General features: G+C 69.2%; 22 protein-coding genes. 11 read left to right on the top strand and 11 right to left on the bottom strand.

From position 1 onward, the window contains the following. The first annotated feature begins 72 nt into the window (after positions 1-72). A complete protein-coding gene (locus ABZ382_RS31060; RefSeq protein WP_357096364.1) occupies positions 73-1,581 on the top strand; it encodes a PucR family transcriptional regulator in 1,509 nt (502 codons plus the stop codon). Here ABZ382_RS31060 and pucL read toward each other — a convergent pair. The 4 genes from pucL to glp form a co-directional block, all read right to left on the bottom strand. Beyond that, on the bottom strand, positions 1,563-2,483 hold the full coding sequence (gene pucL, locus ABZ382_RS31055; RefSeq protein WP_357096361.1) for a factor-independent urate hydroxylase: 921 nt from the start codon (positions 2,481-2,483) through the stop codon (positions 1,563-1,565). The two genes, ABZ382_RS31060 and pucL, sit on opposite strands and share 19 nt — an antisense overlap. 125 nt (positions 2,484-2,608) lie before the next feature. Further along, a complete protein-coding gene (locus ABZ382_RS31050) occupies positions 2,609-3,028 on the bottom strand; it encodes a molybdenum cofactor biosynthesis protein MoaE (protein WP_357096358.1) in 420 nt (139 codons plus the stop codon). Continuing rightward, entirely contained in the window at positions 3,021-4,046 is a 1,026-nt protein-coding gene (moaCB, locus tag ABZ382_RS31045; protein ID WP_357096355.1) for a bifunctional molybdenum cofactor biosynthesis protein MoaC/MoaB, read from the bottom strand. The genes ABZ382_RS31050 and moaCB overlap by 8 nt, the downstream gene beginning before the upstream one ends. 33 nt (positions 4,047-4,079) lie before the next feature. Then, entirely contained in the window at positions 4,080-5,285 is a 1,206-nt protein-coding gene (gene glp, locus ABZ382_RS31040) for a gephyrin-like molybdotransferase Glp (protein ID WP_357096352.1), read from the bottom strand. Positions 5,286-5,392: 107 nt separating this feature from the next. Here glp and moaA point away from each other — a divergent pair, with 107 nt between their 5' ends. The 3 genes from moaA to ABZ382_RS31025 all read left to right on the top strand — a co-directional run bounded on the left by moaA (position 5,393) and on the right by ABZ382_RS31025 (position 7,207). Then, positions 5,393-6,451 (top strand): GTP 3',8-cyclase MoaA, encoded by a 1,059-nt coding sequence (gene moaA, locus ABZ382_RS31035; RefSeq protein ID WP_357096350.1) that lies wholly within the window; start codon positions 5,393-5,395, stop codon positions 6,449-6,451. Next, complete coding sequence (locus ABZ382_RS31030; protein ID WP_357096347.1) at positions 6,444-6,686, top strand: MoaD/ThiS family protein; 243 nt, start codon at positions 6,444-6,446, stop codon at positions 6,684-6,686. Before moaA ends, ABZ382_RS31030 begins: the two co-directional genes overlap by 8 nt. A 98-nt stretch (positions 6,687-6,784) precedes the next feature. Then, positions 6,785-7,207 carry a DUF1003 domain-containing protein gene (locus ABZ382_RS31025; protein WP_357096344.1) on the top strand — a complete coding sequence of 141 codons (423 nt, stop codon included), beginning with the start codon at positions 6,785-6,787 and terminating at the stop codon, positions 7,205-7,207. Here the strand turns inward: ABZ382_RS31025 and ABZ382_RS31020 are convergent. Genes ABZ382_RS31020 through ABZ382_RS31010 form a run of 3 tightly spaced genes read right to left on the bottom strand, consistent with a single transcriptional unit; the run spans position 7,192 to position 9,441 of the window. After that, entirely contained in the window at positions 7,192-7,968 is a 777-nt protein-coding gene (locus ABZ382_RS31020) for a phosphotransferase (protein ID WP_357096342.1), read from the bottom strand. The two genes, ABZ382_RS31025 and ABZ382_RS31020, sit on opposite strands and share 16 nt — an antisense overlap. A 26-nt stretch (positions 7,969-7,994) precedes the next feature. Beyond that, positions 7,995-8,831, bottom strand: a complete 837-nt coding sequence (nadE, locus tag ABZ382_RS31015; RefSeq protein ID WP_357096339.1) for an ammonia-dependent NAD(+) synthetase — start codon at positions 8,829-8,831, stop codon at positions 7,995-7,997. 31 nt (positions 8,832-8,862) lie between these two features. Continuing rightward, the gene (locus tag ABZ382_RS31010; protein ID WP_357096410.1) at positions 8,863-9,441 is read right to left on the bottom strand and encodes a helix-turn-helix domain-containing protein; all 579 of its coding nucleotides are present in this window, start codon (positions 9,439-9,441) and stop codon (positions 8,863-8,865) included. Positions 9,442-9,651: 210 nt separating this feature from the next. Here ABZ382_RS31010 and ABZ382_RS31005 point away from each other — a divergent pair, with 210 nt between their 5' ends. From ABZ382_RS31005 to ABZ382_RS30980, 6 genes are all read left to right on the top strand, one after another. Beyond that, positions 9,652-10,218 carry an NAD(P)H-dependent oxidoreductase gene (locus ABZ382_RS31005; protein ID WP_357096336.1) on the top strand — a complete coding sequence of 189 codons (567 nt, stop codon included), beginning with the start codon at positions 9,652-9,654 and terminating at the stop codon, positions 10,216-10,218. Positions 10,219-10,314: 96 nt separating this feature from the next. Beyond that, entirely contained in the window at positions 10,315-11,235 is a 921-nt protein-coding gene (locus ABZ382_RS31000) for a G1 family glutamic endopeptidase (RefSeq protein WP_357096333.1), read from the top strand. Positions 11,236-11,685: 450 nt separating this feature from the next. Next, complete coding sequence (locus tag ABZ382_RS30995; RefSeq protein WP_357096330.1) at positions 11,686-11,925, top strand: redoxin NrdH; 240 nt, start codon at positions 11,686-11,688, stop codon at positions 11,923-11,925. Positions 11,926-11,947: 22 nt separating this feature from the next. Then, positions 11,948-12,418, top strand: a complete 471-nt coding sequence (nrdI, locus tag ABZ382_RS30990) for a class Ib ribonucleoside-diphosphate reductase assembly flavoprotein NrdI (protein WP_357096327.1) — start codon at positions 11,948-11,950, stop codon at positions 12,416-12,418. A gap of 59 nt (positions 12,419-12,477) precedes the next feature. Then, a complete protein-coding gene (nrdE, locus tag ABZ382_RS30985) occupies positions 12,478-14,559 on the top strand; it encodes a class 1b ribonucleoside-diphosphate reductase subunit alpha (protein ID WP_357096407.1) in 2,082 nt (693 codons plus the stop codon). A gap of 381 nt (positions 14,560-14,940) precedes the next feature. Continuing rightward, positions 14,941-15,951 (top strand): alpha/beta hydrolase family protein, encoded by a 1,011-nt coding sequence (locus ABZ382_RS30980; RefSeq protein WP_357096324.1) that lies wholly within the window; start codon positions 14,941-14,943, stop codon positions 15,949-15,951. Between the two features lie 34 nt (positions 15,952-15,985). On the opposite strand, the gene ABZ382_RS30975 is transcribed toward ABZ382_RS30980, so the two are convergent. Next, positions 15,986-16,186 (bottom strand): hypothetical protein, encoded by a 201-nt coding sequence (locus ABZ382_RS30975; protein WP_357096321.1) that lies wholly within the window; start codon positions 16,184-16,186, stop codon positions 15,986-15,988. Between the two features lie 293 nt (positions 16,187-16,479). Here ABZ382_RS30975 and ABZ382_RS30970 point away from each other — a divergent pair, with 293 nt between their 5' ends. Further along, a complete protein-coding gene (locus tag ABZ382_RS30970) occupies positions 16,480-17,676 on the top strand; it encodes a lipase family protein (protein WP_357096318.1) in 1,197 nt (398 codons plus the stop codon). A gap of 3 nt (positions 17,677-17,679) precedes the next feature. Here the strand turns inward: ABZ382_RS30970 and ABZ382_RS30965 are convergent, their stop codons facing one another. From ABZ382_RS30965 to ABZ382_RS30955, 3 genes are all read right to left on the bottom strand, one after another. Further along, complete coding sequence (locus ABZ382_RS30965; protein ID WP_357096315.1) at positions 17,680-18,954, bottom strand: helix-turn-helix domain-containing protein; 1,275 nt, start codon at positions 18,952-18,954, stop codon at positions 17,680-17,682. A gap of 294 nt (positions 18,955-19,248) precedes the next feature. Continuing rightward, positions 19,249-20,553, bottom strand: a complete 1,305-nt coding sequence (locus tag ABZ382_RS30960) for an ATP-binding protein (protein WP_357096312.1) — start codon at positions 20,551-20,553, stop codon at positions 19,249-19,251. After that, positions 20,550-21,218 carry a response regulator transcription factor gene (locus tag ABZ382_RS30955; protein WP_357096310.1) on the bottom strand — a complete coding sequence of 223 codons (669 nt, stop codon included), beginning with the start codon at positions 21,216-21,218 and terminating at the stop codon, positions 20,550-20,552. Before ABZ382_RS30955 ends, ABZ382_RS30960 begins: the two co-directional genes overlap by 4 nt. Between the last annotated feature and the right edge of the window lie 172 nt (positions 21,219-21,390).

The raw sequence follows: 21,390 nt of genomic DNA, 5'->3' as shown, positions 1-21,390 counted from the left end.
CCTCGGAAACGGGGTGGCAACAACCGGCTTCTACCGTGACGGACAATTCGGACCGACCACGGGAGGTGCGCCGTGCGAGTGCGCGACATCCTCGATGCGCCGCAACTGCGCATGCGGCTGCTCCACGGGGACGCCGGGGACCTGGACCGGACGGTCGCGCGAGTCTGCGCCACCGACATGCCCGACCCCCGGCCCTTCGTCACCCCGGGCGCGTTGGTCTGCACCGGCCTGGTGTGGCGGCAGCAGGCCGCGGACTCCGACCGCTATGTCGGCCTGCTCGCCGGATCCGGGGCGGCGGGCGTGGTGGCCGGGCAGGCCCTGCACGGGCACGTCCCCGACGACGTGGTGACGGCCTGTCGAGACCACGGCCTGCCGCTGCTGTCCGCCCCGCAGAGCATGCCCTTCAGCCGCATCATCGAATACCTCGCCGAACAGGCCGCCGAAGTGCGCTGGCGCCGAGTCCAATCCCGCGCCGACCGTCAGCGCCGCCTGCTCTCCGCCGTCGCCGCCGGAGCCGAGATCGATACGGTGATCGCCGATTTCGCCGCCGGACAACCGGTCTCCGCCTGGCTCCTGACCGCCACCGGCACCGTCATCGCGGGCACCGAGCCCCTGACCGACCCCGAGATCGACCGCATCCTCGCCACCGCCCTGACCGCCCCGCGCCTGCCCGCCGTCGCCGTCGGGGCCCTGCGCGTCCTCCAGGTCGGCGCCGGCGATCGAATCACCGCCTGGTACCTGGCGATCCGCCCCTCGGCCCCCGAACTCGACCCCTACGGCGCGGACCTCGCAGCGGTGGCCGAGCTCTACCGCCAGCGCCGCGCCGACCGCCGGCACCTGAACTGGGAACTGGCCGACCGCTTCCCGGCCCCGTTCCCCGACCGGTCCGGACTCGCGGAAGCGGCGATCGTCTGCGAGGTCCACCTCACCACCGGCACCCCGCACGGTGGTCCGGGTCTGCCCGACGGTGCCGCCGCGCTGGGGGCCGTACGCACCGCCCTGCACGATGCCCTGCCGGATATCGTCACCACGATCGACGGGGAGGGCAGGCTGGTCGGTGTGACCGCGGGGACCCAGGCCGCGACGGCGGGCGTGGTGAATCGCCGACTCGGCCGAATCGCACCGGCGCTCGGCGGGATCCGGCTCGCGGTCGGGGTGAGCGCGCGGCAGCCGGAGGAACCGCTGGCGGGGACGATCAGCGCGGCGGCGGCCGCGTCCACGGCGGCGCGGGAGGATGCCGGGCCGGTCAGTGTTCGTGTCGCCGATATCGATTCGGCCGTCGGGCTGTTCACCGCGGTGCCCGGTGGATTACAGCGGCGGTTCGCGGAGCGTGTGTTGGGGCCGGTGCTGGAGTACGACCGGGTGCACGGGGCCGGGCTGGTGGGGACCCTGGAGGTGTTCCTCGGCTGCGACGGGTCGTGGCGGCAGGCCGCGGAGCGAATGCATGTGCACCTCAATACCGTTCGCTACCGGATCAGGCGGATCGAGGAGTTGACCGGGCGGGATCTCGGGCGGATCGAGGATCGGCTGGATCTGTACCTGGCGGTGCGGACGTTGTCGGGTCAGACCGCGCCGGTGTAGGGGTCCCAGGCGATTCCGGGGTCCGGTGCGCCCTCGCGCAGGACACTGGCCTGGATCAGGCCGTAGGGGCGGTCGTCGGCGTGGAACACCTCCCCGTTGTTGGGGACGCCGAAACGGCCGGTGTCGTAGGCGAAGTGGTGCTTGTTGGGCGCGGAGAAGCGGATCTCGGCCAGGCCCGGGTAGGCGGCCAGGGCGGCGCGGCCCATCTCGTACAGGGTCTGCTGCAAGGCCTTCGAGTGCAGGGTGGCGAAGGTTTCGATCAGTGCGGCGCGGATCCCGTGGTAGGCGGCGTCCCAGTCGGCGGGCGGGGTGGCGAAGCGCCAGCGGGCGTCGAGGCTGGTGGCGAGGATGCGGTCGTAGGCGGGTTCCAGGACGGTGAACGGGTCGGTCAGGAAGCCCGCGAACTCCGAGCCGGTGGATTTGAGGATCACCAGGTCCTTGACGCCGCCGATCACCCATTCGCGCCGGTCGGTGCCCCGGCCGCGCACGGTGATCGCGGCGGTGCGCACCTCGGGGCCGACCCGTGTCCAGGTGTGGTCGTGGCCGCTGCCGCCGACCGGAACCCGTTGCCACGCAAACTCTTCGATCTCGATGCGGGCGGAGGTGACCGGCTCGATCTCGCCGGTGAAATGCCGCGCGAGGGCCAGCCCGTAGTCCTCGATGCTGCCGTCGCCGTGACTCTTGGCGTAGGTGTAGATGGTCTGTTTCTGCGAGTCCGTCGGCAGCACCGCGCCCTGATCACCCACGGTGTGCGCCTCGTCGAAAGCGCCGCGCAGGCACGAGGACACGTTCAGATCCCGGATCTCATGCCGTTCGGTGTCGCGGTAGATCCGCACCACCCGGTTCTCGGCCTTCCCGTACTGGTGCGGGCCGAGCACGATCCGGCCGTCGGCTTCGCTCATGGTCGCCTCCCGTGGTCGCTGATCACTGTGCCCCACTGTGACCGACGACGGCCGCCGCACACGCTGGTTCGGCGGACAAATCCCCGCACATCGTGACCGCGACGTTTGGCTCGACGGACAAAGGCCTAGCCGCAGGCGTTGACCCATTCGGAGAGTCCGTCGGCGAACATCTGACGCTTCCAGATCGGGACCTCGTGCTTGATGCGGTCCACGAGTTCGGCGCAGGTGGTGAAGGCCTCGGCGCGGTGCGGGGCCGCGACGGCGACGGCGATCGCCAGATCCCCGATGGTCAGATCCCCGACCCGGTGCACCGCGGCGACCGGCAGCCCGGAGGATGCGGCCACCTCCTCGCACACCTTGCGCAGGAACTGCTCGGCCTGCGGGTGCGCCGAGTACTCCAGCGCCGAAACCGATTGCCCGCCATCGTGATCGCGCACCTTGCCGGTGAACACGACGACCGCCCCGTGGTGCGGACCGTCCACGGCCTGCTCGACCTCGGCCGGATCCAGGTCCTGATCGCTGATCCGGGCCAGCAGCTCACTCATGGTTGCCTCCTCCGGCCACCTGGGCCAGCAGATGTTCGAGCAGCGGTGTCAGCACGGCGATGCCGTCCTTCACCCCGCCCGGCGAACCGGGCAGATTGACGATCACGGTGCGCCCGGCCAGTCCGGCCACGCCCCGGCTCAGCGCCGCGAGCGGGAACTTGGCGGTTCCGGCCTGGCGGATGGCCTCGGCGACGCCCGGCAGCTCCCGATCCAGCAGGGAGAGGGTGGCTTCCGGGGTGGCGTCGGTGGGGGAGGCCCCGGTGCCGCCGGTCGTGACGATCAGGTCCGGTTCCCGGGACAGGGCGTCCTCGAGGCCGTACGTGATGTCGGAGTCCGCGAAGACCAGCGGTCCGCGCACCGAGAAACCCTGCGCGGCAAGCCATTCGGTGAGGACGGGGCCGGTGGTGTCGGTGCGGGTGCCGGCGGCGACGCCGGTCGAGGCGACCACGACGGCGGCCGAGCGGCCCGCACCCGCGAGCGGAGCTGTCGTGGCAGTGGCCTCGCGCGCCGCGTGCTTCTCGTGCTGGTGCCCGGCGTGCCGCTCGGCCTCGGGCCGCACCCAATGTCCGTGCTTGCCACCCTCTTTGGTGACCAGTCGCACCCCGTTGAGCGTGGCCGCCGGGTCCACCGCCTTCACCATGTCGTGCAGCGTGAGTCCCGCGACCGCGACGGCGGTCAGCGCTTCCATCTCGACCCCGGTGGGCCCCTTGGTCTTCGCGGTGGCCTCGATGGTGATGGTGGTGTCGGTGAAGCCGAAGCTCACGTTCACCGACGACAGCGCCAGCTGATGGCACAGCGGGATCAGTTCCGAGGTCTTCTTGGCCCCGTTGATCCCGGCGATGCGGGCGGTGCTGAGCACGTCGGCCTTGGGCATGTCGTCGGCCCGGACCAGTGCGATCACCTCGGCGGTGGTGTGCAGTTCGCCCGCCGCGACCGCGATGCGCGCGGTGTCGGCCTTCGCGCTCACATCGACCATGCGGGCGCGACCTTCACGGTCGACATGCGACAACTCACTCATGGGCACCACCTTGGCACAGCGCAGATGGGGTGTTCACAGCGGCCGGACCTCGACGATCGCGCCCGCGGGCAGCTCGGTGACGGCGGCCGGGACGTCGATGAGCACGTCGGCGTGGGCCATGGCCGCGATCAGATGGGAACCCTGCCCCGACACCAGTGTCACTCCGCCCTCGGTCAGCTTGCCGCGCAGGAACTGCCGTTTCCCGGCGGGGGAGCGGACCGCGTCCAGCAGCGGCAGTTCGGTGATCGGCAGCGCGGGCAGGCCCGCGAGTTCGCGCAGGATCGGGCGGGCGAACACCTCGAACGACACCATGGTGCTCACCGGGTTGCCCGGGAAGCTCAGCACCGGGACACCGTCGACCGTGCTCAACCCCTGCGGGCCGCCGGGTTGCAGTGCCACCGGGCCGAATTCGCCGCCCTGGGCCGCCAGCACCTCCTTGACGACCTCGAAGTCGCCCATGGAGACGCCGCCGGAGGTGAACACCACATCGGCCTGGGCCACGGCCTCGGCCAGCCGCCGCCGGAACTCGGCGTGCTCGTCGGTGGAGTGCGCGACCGACACCACCTCGACGCCGTTGTCGGACAGGGCCGCGGCCAGCGCGATGCCGTTGGAGTTGAAGATCTGGCCCGGCAGCAGGGTCGCGCCGGCGGGCCGCAGTTCGTCGCCGGTGGTGAGGACAGCCGCCCGTACCCGCCGCGTCACCTCCAGATCGGCCAGCCCGACCGCTGCCAGCGCCGCGACGTGCCGGGGCCGCAGCAGGGTGCCCGCCGCGGCCAGCAGTTGTCCGGCGCGCACGTCGGTGCCGGGCTCGCGCACGAAATCGCCGGGGGCGCGGCTGGTTCGGATCGTCACGGTGACGCCGTCGGATTCGGTGTGCTCCACCGGCACCACGCAGTCCGCGCCGGGCGGCACGGGCGCGCCGGTCATCACCTTCACCGCGGTGCCCGGGGCCAGTGTGAGCTTGTCGGTGTTGCCGGCGGCGACCACGCCCGCCAGCGGCAGGGTCGCGGGGACGATCGCCACCGATTCGGCGGCGACCGCGTAGCCGTCCATGGCGGAATTGCGGAACACCGGCAGGTCCAGGGGCGCGTACACGTCGACGGCCAGGCGGCGGTCCAGCGCCGCGGCCATCGGGACGGTTTCCGTGCTCCGACCGGCCAGGGGCCGCAGGGCGTCCTCGATGCGCCGACGATGGTCGTCGACGGGTCGGGCCGGGGCGGTCGCGTGCCGGGAACTCATGCCGCTGAGCCTATACGCGGGTGAATCCTCCAGGTCGTGACCGGCTGATCACCGGGCCCGGCTCGTAGGAATCTACGAAGACTTGCGGTCCCGGCAATAATGGTGCAATGACCGTGGTCGCGATGGGTATGCCCGCTGTGCGAACCGGGCGCCCCGATACCGACGGCCGCCCGGACACTCCGCTCCTGCTCGACCGCTTCGGGCGGGTGGCGCGGGACCTGCGCGTGTCGATCACCGAGAAGTGTTCGCTGCGCTGCACCTACTGCATGCCCGAGGAGGGCCTGCCCGCGATCCCGGCCGACGAACTGCTCTCCACCGAGGAGATCGTGCGCCTGGTGACCCTGGCGGTCAACGAACTCGGCGTGCACGAGGTGCGCTTCACCGGCGGCGAACCGCTCATGCGCCGCGACCTCGAGCAGATCATCGCGGGATGCCATGCGGCACTGCCGGATACACCGCTGGCCATGACCAGCAATGGCGTCGGACTCGAGCATCGCGCGCAGGCCCTGGCCGACGCGGGCCTGAAGCGCATCAATATCTCGCTCGACACCGTGGACCGCGACGGCTTCCACCGCCTGACCCGCCGCGATCGCCTCGCGTCGGTGCAGGCCGGGATCCGCGCCGCCATCGCCGCCGGGCTCACCCCGCTCAAGGTGAACGCGGTCCTCATGCGCGAAACCCTGGACGGCGCGGCCGATCTGCTGCAGTGGTGCCTGGAGGTGGGCGCGGAACTGCGCTTCATCGAGGAGATGCCGCTCGACGCCGACCACGAGTGGGCGCGCGCCAATATGATCACCGCCGCCGAACTCCTGGACGTCCTCGGCAAGCGCTTCACGCTGGCCGAGACCGACCGCGAGGACCCCTCCGCCCCCGCCGAACGCTGGCTGGTGGACGGCGGCCCCGCCACGGTCGGCATCATCGCCTCGGTCACCCGCAAGTTCTGCGGCGACTGTGACCGCACCCGCCTCACCGCCGACGGCCGCATCCGCTCCTGCCTGTTCAGCGACCAGGAGTACGACATCCGCGCCGCCCTGCGCTCCGGCGCCACCGACCCCGACATCGCCGCCCTCTGGCGCGGCGCCATGTGGAACAAATCGGCCGGCCACGGCATCGACGCCGCCGGCTTCGTCCCGCCCACCCGAACGATGGGAGCCATCGGTGGTTGAGGTCCGCTATTTCGCCGCGATCGCCGACGCCGTCGGCAAGGACAAGGAAACCCTGTCCCTCCCGCCCGGCGCGACCATCGCCGACCTGCGCACCACCCTCTCGGCCACCTACGGCCCGAAGCTGGACCCCATGCTCAAGGTCTGCGCCTACCTCATCGGCGACGAACTCACCCGCGACGCGTCCACGCCACTCACCCCCCGCGTGGACGTCCTGCCTCCGTTCGCGGGCGGCTAGGCCCCCGCGTCGAACCCGGCCGCGCATCGCGGCGAATTGCGCTGCCGGGCGCTAACATTCGCCGGTCCCCGCACGTCGTCGCCAGGAGACCGATCCGAATGACGCAACCGCCGCAACCGACCCCGCCGCCGATCCGGCCGCATCCCGCGTTCGCACAGGTCCAGGAGGCGCGGGCCGCCAGCCTGCAGCTGCGGGTGGCGGACTGGATCACCAAGTTCGCGGGCTCGATGACCTTCGTCTACATCCATGCCATCGGCTTCGCGGTGTGGATGCTGCTGGTCGAGAAGAGTCCCTGGCCGACTCTGACGCTGGTCGTCTCGCTGGAAGCGATCTTCCTGTCGACCTTCGTCATGATCGGCCAGAACCGGCAGGCCGATTTCCAGCAGGCCAAGGCCGATCACGACTTCCAGGAACAGGAGCTCGAGCTCAAGACCAATACCGACCTCACCCGGGCCATCCACGCCATGACGGCCGAGCTGCATCGGCGGCTGGTGGAGGAGCCGGATCAGAAGAAGGGGTGACGGAGGCGGTCGATGACGCCGGTGACGCCCGCTCGACGAAGGGCGGGGTCGTCGATGTCCAGGCCGCGCAGCACCTCGAACCAGGGGCCGAGCCGGTGCCAGTGGATGGCGCGGGCGCGGGTCTCGGGGGTGACGCCGTAGGCGTGGGCGACCGCGTCCGCGAAAGGGGGCGGGGTGCCGAACAAGGTCCAGGCGAAGTCGACGGCGGGGTCGCCGACGTGGGCGTCGCCGAAGTCGATGATGCCGGTGACCCGGCCGTCCTCGGCGAGCACGTGTTCGGGGCCGAGGTCGGCGTGGACGACGGTGTCGGCGGGAGTGTCGAGGATCGCGTCGAGCAGGGAGGTGGCGGCGGCGGTCAGCGAATCCGGAAGCAGCGGAAGGACTTCCCGGTGGCAGCGGGTGACGGCCCAGTTCCGTTCCCGGTGCGCGTGGGCGGTCCCGGGCAGGCCCAGCTCGATCGCCTCGGCGGGCGGGGTGTCGTGCAGGGCGCGCAGGAAACGGCCGATCGCGTCACCGTTGTCCGGGGTGTAGTCCGCGATCGGCTCGCCGCGAATCAGCCGGTGCCGCACGACCAGTGGCGACTCGGTGACCACCGCTGGAATCGGGATGGGCAGCGGCAGGCGGGGCGCGAGCCACGGCAGCAACCGGGTCTCCCGCAGCAGCTGGGCATCCACCTCCGGCCGCCGCGGTCGTCGCTCCACCCAGTGCTCATCCACCAGGGTGGCGGAGCTGTCCCATCCGTTGTCGCCGTCGAAGTTCACGCCTCGACCCTAGGAAGCGGCGGGGTTTACTTCCACCAGGTATCGAGCGGGGTCACCGGGACCGCGCGCTTGTGGCGTGTGTTGAGGAAGATCCGCTCCAGCTTCTCCGAGACCTCGGGGCCGACATCCTTGCCCTCGAGGTAGTCGTCGATCTGGGAGTACTTCAGGCCCAGGGCTTCCTCGTCCGGCAGGGCCGGGCGGTCGTCCTCGAGGTCGGCGGTGGGGACCTTCTGCCAGACGCTGGGCGGGGCGCCGAGTTCCTGGAGCAGGGCCGCGCCCTGGCGCTTGGTGAGACCGGTCAGCGGGGTGATGTCGACACCGCCGTCGCCGAACTTGGTGAAGAAACCGGTGACCGCCTCGGCGGCGTGGTCGGTGCCGACGACCAGCAGGTTGAGCTGGCCGGCGATGGCGTACTGGAGCAGCATGCGCTCACGGGCTTTGATGTTGCCGCGCACGAAGTCCCGCAGGCGGGGCTCCTCGTGCAGCTCCACGATGCCGGTCGCGGCCTCACCGGCGGCGGCGTCCGCGCTGGGCTTGACGTTCACCACGACCGAGCGATCCGGCTGGATGAAGGACAGCGCGGTCTGCGCGTCGTGCTCGTCGGCCTGGATGCCGTAGGGCAGGCGCGCCGCCACGAAGGTGGCCTCGCGGCCCTCGGCGCGCAGCTCCTCGACGGCGAGCTGGCACAGCCGTCCGGCGAGGGTGGAGTCCTGGCCGCCGCTGATGCCGAGCACGAAGCCGGTCGCGGGCGTGGAACCCAGGTACTCCTTGAGGAAGTCGATGCGTCGCCGCACTTCGGTTTTCGGTTCGATCGACGGCAGGACGCCCAATTCGGCGATGATCTGTGCGCGCAGGTTCCCCATGGGCACACTCTACTGAACGGGCCCGCCGCCGCTACCGGTCGGCGGGCGCGGTCACCTGCCGGACCAGGGTCTCCCAGTGGTCGCCCACCTGGTCGGGTGTGTAGCGCAGCTGCCGGATCTGGTGCAGCACCAGCCCCGCGTCCAGACTGGCCAGCAGCGTGTCGGCGGTGAGTCCGATGTTCCCGGGCGCCCCTGCCTCCCGGAGCAGCAGGGAGACATGGGTTTTCGCGATGTTGTAGGGCGGTCCGGCGTACTGCCCGCCGATGGCGGCGTTCTTGCGCACATCGCCCTCCACCTCGACGGTGGCCAGCCGGGCCCGCCCGTAGGCGATGAGTCGTTCGGCGGCGGGCGCGCCCGGTCCCAGCGGCGGCGGCCCGAACATGTAGGCCCACTGCAGTTTCTGATCGGACTGGTCGAGCAGCGCCAGCATCAGCCCGGCCCGATTGCCGAAGCGCCGGAACACGGTGCCCTTGCCGACGCCGGCCAGTTTGGCGACCGCGTCCATGGTGACCGCGTCCGCGCCCTGTTCACGCACCAGCGTCTCGGCGGCGTCGAGCAGCAGTTGCCGGTTGCGGGCGGCGTCGCTGCGTTCGTGGCTGCTGCCGGGCATGAGCAGTGGGACCGAATGCGGCGGGGGCTGCTGGGTGCCGACGGGTTCGATCGGGAGGGCGATGTTCGGCAGCGCCGGAACGACGTCATCCGATGATGTGTCGCGTGTCACAGGCTGTCTGCTCCTACCCGGGAATGTAAGCGGACTGGGGTCCGGTTACAGTCTATCGAACGATCCACCGCTGCATCAGTAACCCTTGGAGTGATCATCATGTCGCAGACCCGCATCCTCGTCCTGGTCGGAAGCCTTCGCGCCGCGTCGATCAACCGCCGTCTGGCCGAGGCCGCCGTGCAGACCGCTCCCGAGGGCGTCGAGATCGCCATCTACGAAGGCCTCGGCGACATTCCTTTCTACAACGAGGACCTCGACGTCGAGGGCGGGGTCCCCGCCGCCGCGCAGGCGCTGCGTGAGGCCGTCGGCGCGTCGGACGCGCTGCTGCTGGTCACCCCCGAGTACAACGGCACCCTGCCGGCCGTGCTGAAGAACGCCATCGACTGGGCGTCGCGGCCCTACGGTGCGGGCGCGCTCAAGAGCCGTCCGGTCGCCGTGGTCTCCGCCTCGATCAGCGCGAACGCCGCCAAGTGGTCGCACGACGACGCGGTGAAGGCGCTGGGCGTCGCGGGCGCGGAGGTCGTGAAGGAGGCGTCGCTGAACTTCGGCACCATCGGTTCGCGCTTCGTCGAGACCCACCCGGCCGACGATGCCGAGGCCCTGACTCAGCTGGCCGCCACCGTGCGTTTGCTGGCGGAAGATGTCAAGGCTCGGGCAAACGCCTGATCCCCTTCGCGGTCATTCGCTGAATTCAGCGCAAGGCCACGGCTTTCGAGTCGTGGCCTGCCGCTTTTCTCGGACATTTCGGGCTAACGTCTGTCCATGAAGTTATCAACGGGCAACTCTGTGTGGGGCCGTTGTTTCATGGCGGTCACTCTGGCCGCGTCCGCGGCCTCGATGGCGGTCGGCAACGCGGCCGACGCGACGGCCGAGTCGTACGCCTCGGATGTCTCCGATCTCTCGAATGCCCGCCTCTTCCTCGGCAACTGGGCCGGGTACGTGGTGCAGGGCGATTTCCGGGAGATCAGCGCCACCTGGGTGCAGCCCGAAATCGAATGCCGCAATCCCGGCGTCCTGCAGCGCGTCGTGCCCTGGGTGGGGCTCAACGGCGCCACCGGCCTGGACGGCCAGGTCGCGCTGCCGCTCATGCAGACCGGCGTCGAATCCCTGTGTGCCAGTGACGCCGCCGTGTACGCGGCGCTGCCCGGGCTGCAGGTCGAATCGGTCGCCGCGGGCCTGGCCTACGTCGATCCGCATCTGGCGGGCACGGTGATGAACGCCGGCGGCAAGGTCTCCAACGCCCTGGGCGCGGCCGCGGACGGCCTCTGCTCGCTGGGCATCTTCGGCGGATTCTGCCGCCCGGAGAAGCAGGTCGACGGGTGGTGGGAGCGGTATCCGGACGCGCCGGTGACCTACGACGACGTGACGATCAATCCCGGCGACACCATGCATTCCACGGTCAGCTGGGACGGCGGCCGCTATGTGATGACGCTGGAGAACCGCACCGCGGGCTGGACCCGCACCACCGTCGCGCCCTCGGCCGTACCGGCCCGCACCGCCGAGATCGTGGTGGAGGGCCACCTCGACGCCGCACTGCCCGGGTTCGCGCCGATCACCTTCACCGAGGTCACCATCGACGGGCGGCCGTTGTCCGATTACGACGCGCAGACCTACGGCATCCCGGCCACCAATCGGTTGCTGGCGCCCGGTCCGATCGAGGGCGCGTCGTTCACCATCCGCTAGGACCGGGGGCGATGCCGCGACACGCCGGGGCGAGCGGGCGATCCGGAACCGGTCGCTCGGCTCGGAAGGAATGCGAACCGGGTGGTCGCTCGAGTCTCCTGTGACTCGTGAGATGCGTGTTGATCAGCGGGGATGGTGTGTTTGCTGGAAATGAACTGAATGCCGAAATTGTGATGTGTGACTCAGTCGTGTCGAGTTGCGAATCGACTGTCCAGGTACTTACCCGCCCGGAATTTCACCTTTGTGAGTCGCAACATGTCGTGTTGTATGAGTTTGTCGGCCACTAGGTGTAGTGTCTTGGGAGCTGGAAGGCCACAAGGACGAGACCTCGATCACGGGCCGGTGACCAGGAGCTTCGGCTCCGCTTCCAGGGGTTTGCGCATTTACTACGTGGATCTTGTTTCAGGTGTGCACTGCAGACAGATCAAGGCTGAGGAGAAGGGGATACCAATGACCATCACCGTTTACACCAAGCCCGCTTGTGTCCAGTGCAACGCGACCTATCGCGCCCTCGACAAGGCTGGTGTCGACTACAGCGTCGTCGATATCTCCGAGAGCCCGGAGGCGCGCGACTACGTGATGGCCCTGGGTTACCTGCAGGCCCCCGTCGTGGTCGCCGGGGATGACCACTGGTCCGGCTTCCGCCCGGACCGCATCAAGGCGCTGGCCGACGTCGTCGCCGTCGCCTGACGCTTCCGTCAACGGTCAGGAGATGACCGATATGTCGAGTGAGACACCGAATCTCGTCTACTTCTCGAGCGCTTCGGAGAACACTCACCGCTTCGTCGAACGGCTGGGCCTGCCCGCCGTCCGCATTCCGCTTCACACCGCCGACTCGCTTCGCGTCGACCGACCTTTCGTGCTGATCGTCCCCACCTACGGGGGAGGTCGGCACGTTTTGGGTGGGCAGCGATCCGACAAGGAATTCGTGCCCCGCCAGGTGGCCAAGTTCCTCAACGATCCACACAATCGCGCCCTGCTGCGCGGCGTGATCGCGAGCGGCAACACCAACTTCGGCGATACGTACTGCTATGCGGGAGAAGTGATCTCACGTAAGGCAGGGGTTCCGTACCTGTATCGCTTCGAACTCATGGGAACTGCTGAGGACGTCGAGCGCGTCCGCGAGGGATTGGGAATCTTTTGGCAACGACAACCGCACCGGTCGGAAAGACTGCCCGCGTAGAGCGCCCCGTCAGCGGCGACTCCGCGACCGAGGGACTGGACTACCACGCCCTCAATGCCATGCTCAACCTGTACGGACCCAACGGCGAGATCCAGTTCGACAAGGACCGGGAAGCCGCGCACCAGTACTTCCTGCAGCACGTCAACCAGAACACCGTCTTCTTTCACAATCTGCGGGAGAAGCTGGACTACCTGGTCAAGGAGAACTACTACGAGGTCGAGGTCCTCGACCAGTACAGCTTCGACTTCACCAAGAAGCTGTTCAAGCAGGCGTACGGCAAGAAGTTCCGGTTCCCGACCTTCCTCGGCGCGTTCAAGTACTACACGAGCTACACGCTCAAGACCTTCGACGGCCAGCGCTACCTGGAGCGCTTCGAGGATCGCGTGTGCATGGTCGCCCTGACCCTGGCCGCCGGTGACGAGACCCTGGCGAGCGAGCTGGTCGAGGAGATCATGACCGGCCGCTTCCAGCCGGCCACCCCGACCTTCCTCAACTCGGGCAAGAAGCAGCGCGGCGAGCCGGTGTCCTGCTTCCTGCTGCGCATCGAGGACAACATGGAGTCCATCGGCCGCTCCATCAACTCCGCCCTGCAGCTGTCCAAGCGCGGCGGCGGTGTGGCGCTGCTGCTCAGCAATATTCGTGAGACCGGCGCGCCGATCAAGAAGATCGAGAACCAGTCCTCGGGCGTCATCCCGATCATGAAGCTGCTGGAGGACTCGTTCTCCTACGCCAACCAGCTGGGCGCACGGCAGGGCGCGGGCGCGGTGTACCTGCAGGCGCACCACCCCGACATCTACCGCTTCCTCGACACCAAGCGCGAGAACGCGGACGAGAAGATCCGCATCAAGACGCTCTCGCTGGGTGTGGTGATCCCGGACATCACCTTCGAGCTGGCGAAGAAGAACGAGGACATGTACCTGTTCTCGCCGTACGACGTGGAGCGCATCTACGGCGTGCCGTTCGCCGACATCAATGTCACCGAGAAGTACTACGAGATGGTCGACGACAAGCGGATCCGCAAGTCCAAGATCAAGGCTCGCGAGTTCTTCCAGACCATCGCCGAGCTGCAGTTCGAGTCGGGCTATCCGTACATCATGTACGAGGACACCGTGAACCGGGCCAACCCGATCGCGGGCAAGATCACCCACTCCAACCTGTGCTCGGAGATCCTGCAGGTCTCCACCCCGTCGGAGTTCAACGACGACCTGTCCTACTCGAAGGTGGGCAAGGACATCTCGTGCAACCTGGGCTCGCTGAACATCGCGAAGACCATGGATTCGCCGGACCTGGCCAAGACGGTCGAGACCTCGATCCGCGCGCTGACCGCGGTGTCGGACCAGACCCACATCTACTCGGTGCCCTCGATCGAGCAGGGCAACAACGAGTCCCACGCCATCGGCCTGGGCCAGATGAACCTGCACGGCTACCTGGCGCGTGAGCACGTCCACTACGGCTCCGAAGAGGGCGTGGACTTCACCAACATCTACTTCTACACCATCGCCTACCACGCGATTCGGGCCTCGAATCTGATCGCGCAGGAGCGGGGTTCGTACTTCGGCGGCTTCCCCGAGTCGAAGTACGCCTCGGGTGAGTTCTTCGACAAGTACACCGAGCAGGTGTGGGAGCCGGCCACCGAGCGGGTCCGCCAGATCTTCGCCGACGCCGAGGTCCACATCCCCACCCAGGACGACTGGCGTGAGCTCAAGGCCTCGGTCATGGAGCACGGCATCTACAACCAGAACCTGCAGGCCGTCCCGCCGACCGGGTCGATCTCCTACATCAACCACTCCACCAGCTCCATCCACCCGGTGGCGTCGAAGATCGAGATCCGCAAGGAAGGCAAGATCGGCCGCGTCTACTACCCGGCCCCCTACCTGACCAACGACAACCTCGAGTACTTCGAGGACGCCTACGACATCGGCTACGAGAAGATCGTCGACACCTACGCCGCGGCCACGCAGCACGTCGACCAGGGCCTGTCGCTGACGCTGTTCTTCAAGGACAGCGCCACCACCCGCGACGTCAACAAGGCCCAGATCTACGCCTGGCGCAAGGGCATCAAGACGCTGTACTACATCCGCATCCGGCAGATGGCGCTCGAGGGCACCGAGGTCGAGGGTTGCGTGAGCTGCATGCTCTGAGGTTCGCATCCGAGAAGGGCGTTTCCGGCTTCCGCCGGGAGCGCCCTTTTGCGTTGCTGTGGCCGATCCCACGTTTGCGTCGGGCCCGATTGTGAACTCTCCAGAAGGTGCCTTTCACGCTGTCGGCCGAGGTCGGCGCCTGGTTAGGCTCGCAGTGGTTCGGGCATCGGTTTCCATCGAATTGCGCGGGTGATGCCGGAATCGGGAAACGCATCTGTACAAGCGTTTTGGAGGTGAGTCGATCGAAACGGAGACCCATCGGGTGTATCAACCTCGCACCCGCCCGGTGGGTTCTTCGGACGTGACCGGAATCCCGCGCACCGCAGGAGGAGTTGGCTTGTCGCACTGCCTGATTCGAAGACCCCGATCCGGGGCGGAGTCGTGAGGCGGCGGGCCGCCGCGGGGGTCGCGCTGGCGCTGGCGGTGATCGCGAGCTCGTCGTTCGGGGTGAGCGCCCAGGCGGGCCCGCCCGGGCGGATCGCGTCGCGGGCCGCGGTGACGCGGGTGGAGCAGGTGGGGCCGCGCTGGGAGCGGGTCGAGGTGGCCTCGGCCGCCATGGGCCGCACCGTCGCCCTCGACGTGCTGCACGGCGCCGGGGCCGGGCCCCGGCCCACGTTGTATCTGCTCGACGGCGTCGATGCCGAGGGCGTGTCCGACTGGCTGACCAAGGGGCATGCCGCGGACTTCTTCGCCGACAAACCGGTCGATGTGGTCTTTCCCGCCGGCGCGACCGGCAGCATGTACACCGACTGGCAGCATCCCGACGCCGCGCTCGGCTGGAATCGCTGGGAGACCTTCCTGACCGCCGAACTGCCCGGCGTCATCGAACCGTATCTGCGCTCGGACGGCCGTCGCGCCATCGCGGGCGTGTCCATGGGCGCGCAGGGCGCGATGATGCTCGCGCACCGGCATCCCGGATTCTTCAAGGCCGTCGCGGGATTGAGCGGCTGCTACTCCACCATCGACGGGCCGGGGAGCGCGGTCACCGCGGCCACGGTCGCCTCACGCGGCGGCAATATCCTGAATCTGTGGGGCCTGCCGGGCACCTTCGATTGGCTGACCCACGACAGCACGGTGGGCGCGGAAGCCTTGCGCGGCACGGTGATCTATCTGTCGGCGGCGTCCGGTGTGCCCGGTGCGCCGGATCTGAACGAAGTGCTGAAGTCGCCGGATCGGCTGGCCGCGCTCGGCACGGCCGCCGGCGGCGTGGCGCTCGAGGCCGGGGCCCGGGTGTGCACCGAGCATTTCTCGAAACGGCTGAGCGACTTGGGGATTCCCGCCACCGTGCACTACGAGCCGACCGGCATTCACGCCTGGGAGGATTTCTCGGCCCAGCTGGGCCCGGCCTGGGACGCCCTGGCGGCGGCCTTCGCGCCGGCGGCCGGGCGGTAGCGGGACCACCCGGACGCCTGGGCCGCACGGTATCTCAGTGCCGGAACCCGTATCGGGGTAGTCGCCGCAGTCCGGGCCGGATCCGGCTGTCCACGGTCACGGCCAGGCCGACGTGGACGGCGGCCACGGTGAAGTCCGAGGCCTCCTGCCAGGTGGCCGCGTATTCCATGGTGAGTTCTGCCCCGTCGGCGGGTCCGCCGAGGTAGACGGTGACCCGGTGGGTGAGCGCGTCCATAGTGCTGCTCCTCGAGATCGTGCGGGGGAGAAACGCGAGCCGACCCCTTCGTCGGCTCGCGCGTCTCTGGTACCGAACGTAATCGGATTACCGTGCGCAGGAACGTGTTCCGGTTTCTGCTTGGACATGTCACAAGCCGTGTGCGGGAGTTGTTGTTACGCGGTGGAACAGAAACATCGTCGGCTCGAATCTTCGTCACGCCTTCACAAACCGCGCCCGCCCCGATTGTGACTATTCGGAAGGTTCGTGCACGCCTCTGGCCGGGCGCGACCGCCGTTCCTACGCTGCCCCGCATGAGGATTCGTGTCCCGATCGCGGCGGTCGCCGCACTGCTCGTCACCGTCGCCACGGGATCGGCCGCCGCCCAGCCACTTCTGCCCACCCCGGATCCGGACCCCTTCTACGCCACCCCGTCCGACCTGGCGAGCCATCGGCCCGGCGAGGTGCTGGCCACCCGCGCCATGCCCGCGCTGCCCAGCTTCCCCGACACCGACATCACCCTGATCAAGTTCCGCTCCACCGACTCCACCGGCCACCCCATCGCGGCGACCACGACCGTGTTGTCCCCGCGCGATCGCAAACCCGACGCGCCGGTGCTGTCGCTGCAGCAGATCATCAACGGCCTGGGCGCGCAGTGCGCGGTCTCGCGGGTGCTCTACACCACCGACCCCAATCTGATGATCCGCGAGGCCCCCGCCTGGAACACGGTGCTGAAGCGCGGCTGGACCGTGGCCCTGCCCGACCACCTCGGCCCCCGATTCGCATACGGCGCGGCCAAACTCGGCGGCCAGATCACCCTCGACGGCCTGCGCGCCATCCAGCGGGTCCCGGACCTGCGGGTCGAGCACAGCCCCCTCGCCATGGCCGGCTACTCCGGCGGCGGCATGGCGACCGCGTGGGCGGCGGCGCTGGCCGCGTCCTACGCGCCCGAACTGCGCATCGCGGGCGCGGCCATGGGCGGGGTGCCGATGAACCTGGTCTCCATGCTGGAAACCCTCGGCATGAACCGGCATCCGGCGTTCGGGCTGGCGCTCGCGGCCGGGCTGGGTCTGGAACGCGAGTACCCGGACCGGTTCCCGATCAGCGATCAGCTCAACGACCGCGGCCTCGCCATGCGCGACAAGCTGCTCAACAGCTGCACCAACGACATTCTCGCGGCGGGCGCGGGGCAGGGCGCGCTGGACATCGCCAAGACCACCGTCATGACCGACGACCCGCAGGCTCGGTCGGTGGTGGGGGAGAACAGCTTGGAGCTGTACTCGGGCGTGCCGAACATGCCTGTCTTCGAATGGCATTCGCCGATCGACGGCCTGGTGCCGGTGGACGCGGTGGTGAACACCATCCACCGCTACTGCGCGGCCGGGGCGAAGGTGTGGACCGAGCAGGAGCCGGTGCCCGACCATCTCACCGCGGCGGTCCTCGGCGTCCCGGCCGCGTACGGCTGGCTGGACGCGCGCCTGCGCGGCGAGCCCGCCCCGACCAACTGCTGAGCGTCAGCCCGCCTGATAGGTGCGCGCCACCAGCGCCGAACGCAGATACCAGAGACCGGACGGCTGGGTCGGATCGAATCCGGTCAGCTGTCCGATCCGTTTCAGCCGGTAGTCCACGGTATTGGTGTGCACGTGCAGCATGCGGGCGGTGCGCTGCCGGTTCAGGTTGTTGCTGATGTGGGATTGCAGCGTCTCGAGCAGTTCGGTGTGCGCGTCCAGGGGATCCAGCAGCGACCCGAGGTGGTCGCGGCCGGGACCGGGCCGGGTCAGCTGATACTCCAGGGCCAGCTCGTCGAAGCGGAACAGGCCGCGCACCAGGCGCAGCCGGTGCACGATGTCGAGGAGTTCGTGGGCCTGGTCGGCGGCGTCCGGAATCTGTTGCGGCGCGGCCGGAACCAGCGTCGCGGTGATCGGCACCCGCGCGGCCCGCGACAGCTGCTCGACCAACTCGTCGAGCTGATCGTCGGCGACCGCGGTGGCCGGCACCAGCAGGGTGCCGCCGTCCACGCTGAGCAGCGACAGCACCTTGTCGGTGTAGCGGGTGGCCAGTTCGGCCTGCACCCGCCGCAGTTTGCGGCGCGCCACCACCGCGCCGTCCACGGTGGGGGAGTCCTCCTCCGGATGTTCTGGAATGGACAGCGCCAGCACGTGATACGTCTCGGCGATCTCGATGCCGCACTCGCGCGCCATGGTGGAGGTGCTGTGCCCGCCCAGCAACGCGGAGGTGAGGGTGTGCACGGCGGTGTGATGTTCGCTCACCACCGAGCGCAGTTCGCGCACGTAGGCCATGGCGACCGCGGAGGTCATCCGGTCGAGCAGTTCCACCACCAGCTTCGCCCCGCCGACGATGTTGTCCATATCGGCGGCCGCGATGACCAGGGTGACCTCGCCGTCCTCGTCCTCGCGGCGCACGTGCCGGGACAGGGCGCTGGCCATCACCAGCTCCGAGCCGATCTTGAAGCCCTCGTGGATGGCGTGGTGGATGGTGTCGATCGGGATGCCCTCGCGCGCCCACTGCCCGGCCGCCTCCTCGAGGCGCTTGGTCTTCTCCGGGATGTCGCGTCCGTCGAGCATGCCGACCGCCAGCTCCAGGCAGGTGCGGGTGATGGCGGTGACGTCGCCGTGAATGGCGTCGCCGGGCAGGGTGCCGCACGGCGCGACCGTCTCCACGAAATGCCCCACCATGTGCTGGGCCACGCCGCGAACATCCTTGAGCGGTGACGAGATCGGCGTGCCCGACACGGTGAGTCCGGTCCGGGCCGGAATTCCCACGGCCATCCGTGACTCCCTTCCACCCCCGGGTTGCGCCCCGTGCGGGACCTGAAACGCTAACGCAGGCCGTGTGTCCGAACGGCCGGATCGATCCCTCCCTGTGATGCACAGTAATGCGCGCCGGACGGCGCTGTGACTTCTCACATGTGCCAGGCGGATTCCGCATGACGGCCCCGCGCTGCCGGACGGAGGAATCGCCGTGGTCGGAACGGACGGGCGGCGGCTCGAGAGTGACACCGCGGGGCGGTATCGAATCCGGTCCGCCCGTGACATTCCTGTCTGCCCGCCTGGACACCGTCCCTAGCGGCGCGCCCCGACCGGGCCGCCCACCGGCAGATCGGCGGGCGGCAGCCACAGGGTGGCGATGGCTCCGCCGCCCACCGCGGGCTCGATGGAGGCGTTGCCGCCGTGCGCCTGCGCCACCCACGCCACCAGCGCCAGCCCGATCCCGTTGCGCCCGGTGCGCCCGGCCGCGCCGCGATCGAACGGGCTGGCCGCCAGCACCGGATCCACGCCGGGACCGTGATCACGCACGCTCACCCGCCCCTCCGCCACATGCACCTCGACCGGCGCGGACCGGTTCACCGCGCCGTGGGTCAGCCCGTTCTCCAGCATGTTCCGGATGGCCAGGCTCAGCAGGTGCGGATCACCCAGCACCACACTGGGATGCGCGGTCACCACCAGTCGCTCGTCGGTGGCCTCCTCGGCCACCGTCTCGGCCAGTTGATCCAGCCGCAGCAGCGTGCGCTCGGGTTCGGCGATGCCGGACTGCATGCGGGCTCGGGCCAGCAGCCCGGTCACCAGGCGCGCCATCCGATCCGTCAGCCGCTGCGCCTCGGCGAGGGTCTGCGGCACCTCCTCGGGGCCCGGGCGGGACTCGGTGAGCAACTTCAACGTGGTGAGCGGCGTACGCAATTCGTGCGCGGCGTCGCCGAGGAACTGCTCGTGTTCGTCGAGCAGCCGCAGCGCCTGCCGCTGACCGCGCCCGGAGAGCCCGAAAGTGGCGGCCGCCGAGAGCAATACCAGCAGCAGGCCACCGATGCTCAACTGCCACACCAGGGTTCGATGCGCACCCGCGCCGGCCGGGGATTCCGCCGCGGCCAGGATGACGACGATGTGGTCCCAGTCCTTCCAGAACACCGGCGTGCCCGCCACCGTCACCGAGCGGCCGGTGATGTCGGTGGCCGGGAACATGCTGTCCCGGTAGAGCACGCCTCCGGCGTGATCCTCGGTTTGCGTTGCGAGCGTGGCAATCCGGGTGTCGTCGGGCATGAACGAGCGCTGATAGGTGTGCACCTGTTTCCAGGACTCGCCCTTGGTCCGCTCGACCACCACGACCGCCGTCGGCCCCTTGCCCAGCACGTCGTTGACGACGGTGGACAGCACCAGCGCCTTCCTGTCGTCGTGCTGGATGGCCCGGGCCAACCCGTTCGACACCTGCCGGACCTGGTCCTCGGCGCGGGCCGCCCGCGCGTGCGCGTCGATGGTCGCGGCCACGTACCCGAACGCCAGCACCGCGGCCGCGGTGATCACCGTGACCAGCGCGATCATGAACCAGCGCGCCCGCTCGATGCGGGCCACCGCGGGGGAGCGGTGGGTGCTCACGCGCCCGCGCCGGACATCACGAAGCCCGTGCCCCGCACCGTCTCGATCACGCACGGATCGCCGAGTTTGCGGCGCAGCTTGGCCACCACCGCGTCCACCACGTTGGAGGCGGGCTCGGCCATTTCGTCCCAGCAGCATTCGATGAGATCGGTGCGGGTGACCACCGCGCCGCGGCGGGTCGCCATGAGTTCGAGGACCGCGAACTCCTTGGGGGTCAGGGCCAGCATGATGCCGCCGCGGGTGACGCGCCGGCGCATCAGGTCGATGTCGATGTCCGCCACCGCGATTCGCGCGGCGGTGGGCTGCTCACGGCGGCGGCACAGCGCCCGCACCCGCATCACCAGCTCGGGCAGGGCGAAGGGTTTGGTCAGGTAGTCGTCGGCGCCGTGCTCGAATCCGGCCAGCCGGTCGTCGAGGCCGTCGCGGCCGGTGAGGATGAGGGCGGGCACCGTGTGCCCGGCGGCGCGGGCGCCCGCGACCAGGTCCAGACCGTCGCCGTCGGGCAGGCCGCGGTCCACCACCAGGCAGTCGTAGCGGTTGACGGCGAGTTTGAAGTCCGCGTCGGTGAGGCTCCGGGCGAGGTCCACCGCGAACCCGGCCGAGCGCAACCCCTCGGTCACCTCGCGGCAGAGCTGGTGATCGTCCTCTAGCACCAAAACACGCACAGAGGCAGAGATTAGGGCATTCCGGACCCGCGTCCCAACGGTCCGGACGATCCGATCCTCGGAAAATGATCCAAAAACAATTCGGTGTCGGTCCCGGGGGCCGGAATGGAGATACCGGACACGGCGAGCCGCCTCAGGCGACCCTCTGTATCCTGTACATGGTTGTTTCTGT

The sequence above is a fragment of the Nocardia sp. NPDC005825 genome, from assembly GCF_040630175.1.
Taxonomy (GTDB): Bacteria; Actinomycetota; Actinomycetes; order Mycobacteriales; family Mycobacteriaceae; genus Nocardia.
The sequence above is the reverse complement of the archived record's forward strand: the minus strand, read 5'-3'. Positions and strand labels throughout refer to the sequence as shown.

Excerpts from the sequence above, each read along its gene's own strand:
- pucL (WP_357096361.1), bottom strand. The coding sequence starts at position 2,483 with ATGAGCGAAGCCGACGGCCGGATCGTGCTCGGCCCGCACCAGTACGGG.
- ABZ382_RS31050 (WP_357096358.1), bottom strand. The coding sequence starts at position 3,028 with ATGAGTGAGCTGCTGGCCCGGATCAGCGATCAGGACCTGGATCCGGCC.
- moaCB (WP_357096355.1), bottom strand. The coding sequence starts at position 4,046 with ATGAGTGAGTTGTCGCATGTCGACCGTGAAGGTCGCGCCCGCATGGTC.
- glp (WP_357096352.1), bottom strand. The coding sequence starts at position 5,285 with ATGAGTTCCCGGCACGCGACCGCCCCGGCCCGACCCGTCGACGACCAT.
- moaA (WP_357096350.1), top strand. The coding sequence starts at position 5,393 with ATGACCGTGGTCGCGATGGGTATGCCCGCTGTGCGAACCGGGCGCCCC.
- ABZ382_RS31025 (WP_357096344.1), top strand. The coding sequence starts at position 6,785 with ATGACGCAACCGCCGCAACCGACCCCGCCGCCGATCCGGCCGCATCCC.
- nadE (WP_357096339.1), bottom strand. The coding sequence starts at position 8,831 with ATGGGGAACCTGCGCGCACAGATCATCGCCGAATTGGGCGTCCTGCCG.
- ABZ382_RS31010 (WP_357096410.1), bottom strand. The coding sequence starts at position 9,441 with ATGCCCGGCAGCAGCCACGAACGCAGCGACGCCGCCCGCAACCGGCAA.
- ABZ382_RS31005 (WP_357096336.1), top strand. The coding sequence starts at position 9,652 with ATGTCGCAGACCCGCATCCTCGTCCTGGTCGGAAGCCTTCGCGCCGCG.
- ABZ382_RS31000 (WP_357096333.1), top strand. The coding sequence starts at position 10,315 with ATGAAGTTATCAACGGGCAACTCTGTGTGGGGCCGTTGTTTCATGGCG.
- ABZ382_RS30995 (WP_357096330.1), top strand. The coding sequence starts at position 11,686 with ATGACCATCACCGTTTACACCAAGCCCGCTTGTGTCCAGTGCAACGCG.
- nrdI (WP_357096327.1), top strand. The coding sequence starts at position 11,948 with ATGACCGATATGTCGAGTGAGACACCGAATCTCGTCTACTTCTCGAGC.
- nrdE (WP_357096407.1), top strand. The coding sequence starts at position 12,478 with ATGCTCAACCTGTACGGACCCAACGGCGAGATCCAGTTCGACAAGGAC.
- ABZ382_RS30975 (WP_357096321.1), bottom strand. The coding sequence starts at position 16,186 with ATGGACGCGCTCACCCACCGGGTCACCGTCTACCTCGGCGGACCCGCC.
- ABZ382_RS30970 (WP_357096318.1), top strand. The coding sequence starts at position 16,480 with ATGAGGATTCGTGTCCCGATCGCGGCGGTCGCCGCACTGCTCGTCACC.
- ABZ382_RS30965 (WP_357096315.1), bottom strand. The coding sequence starts at position 18,954 with ATGGCCGTGGGAATTCCGGCCCGGACCGGACTCACCGTGTCGGGCACG.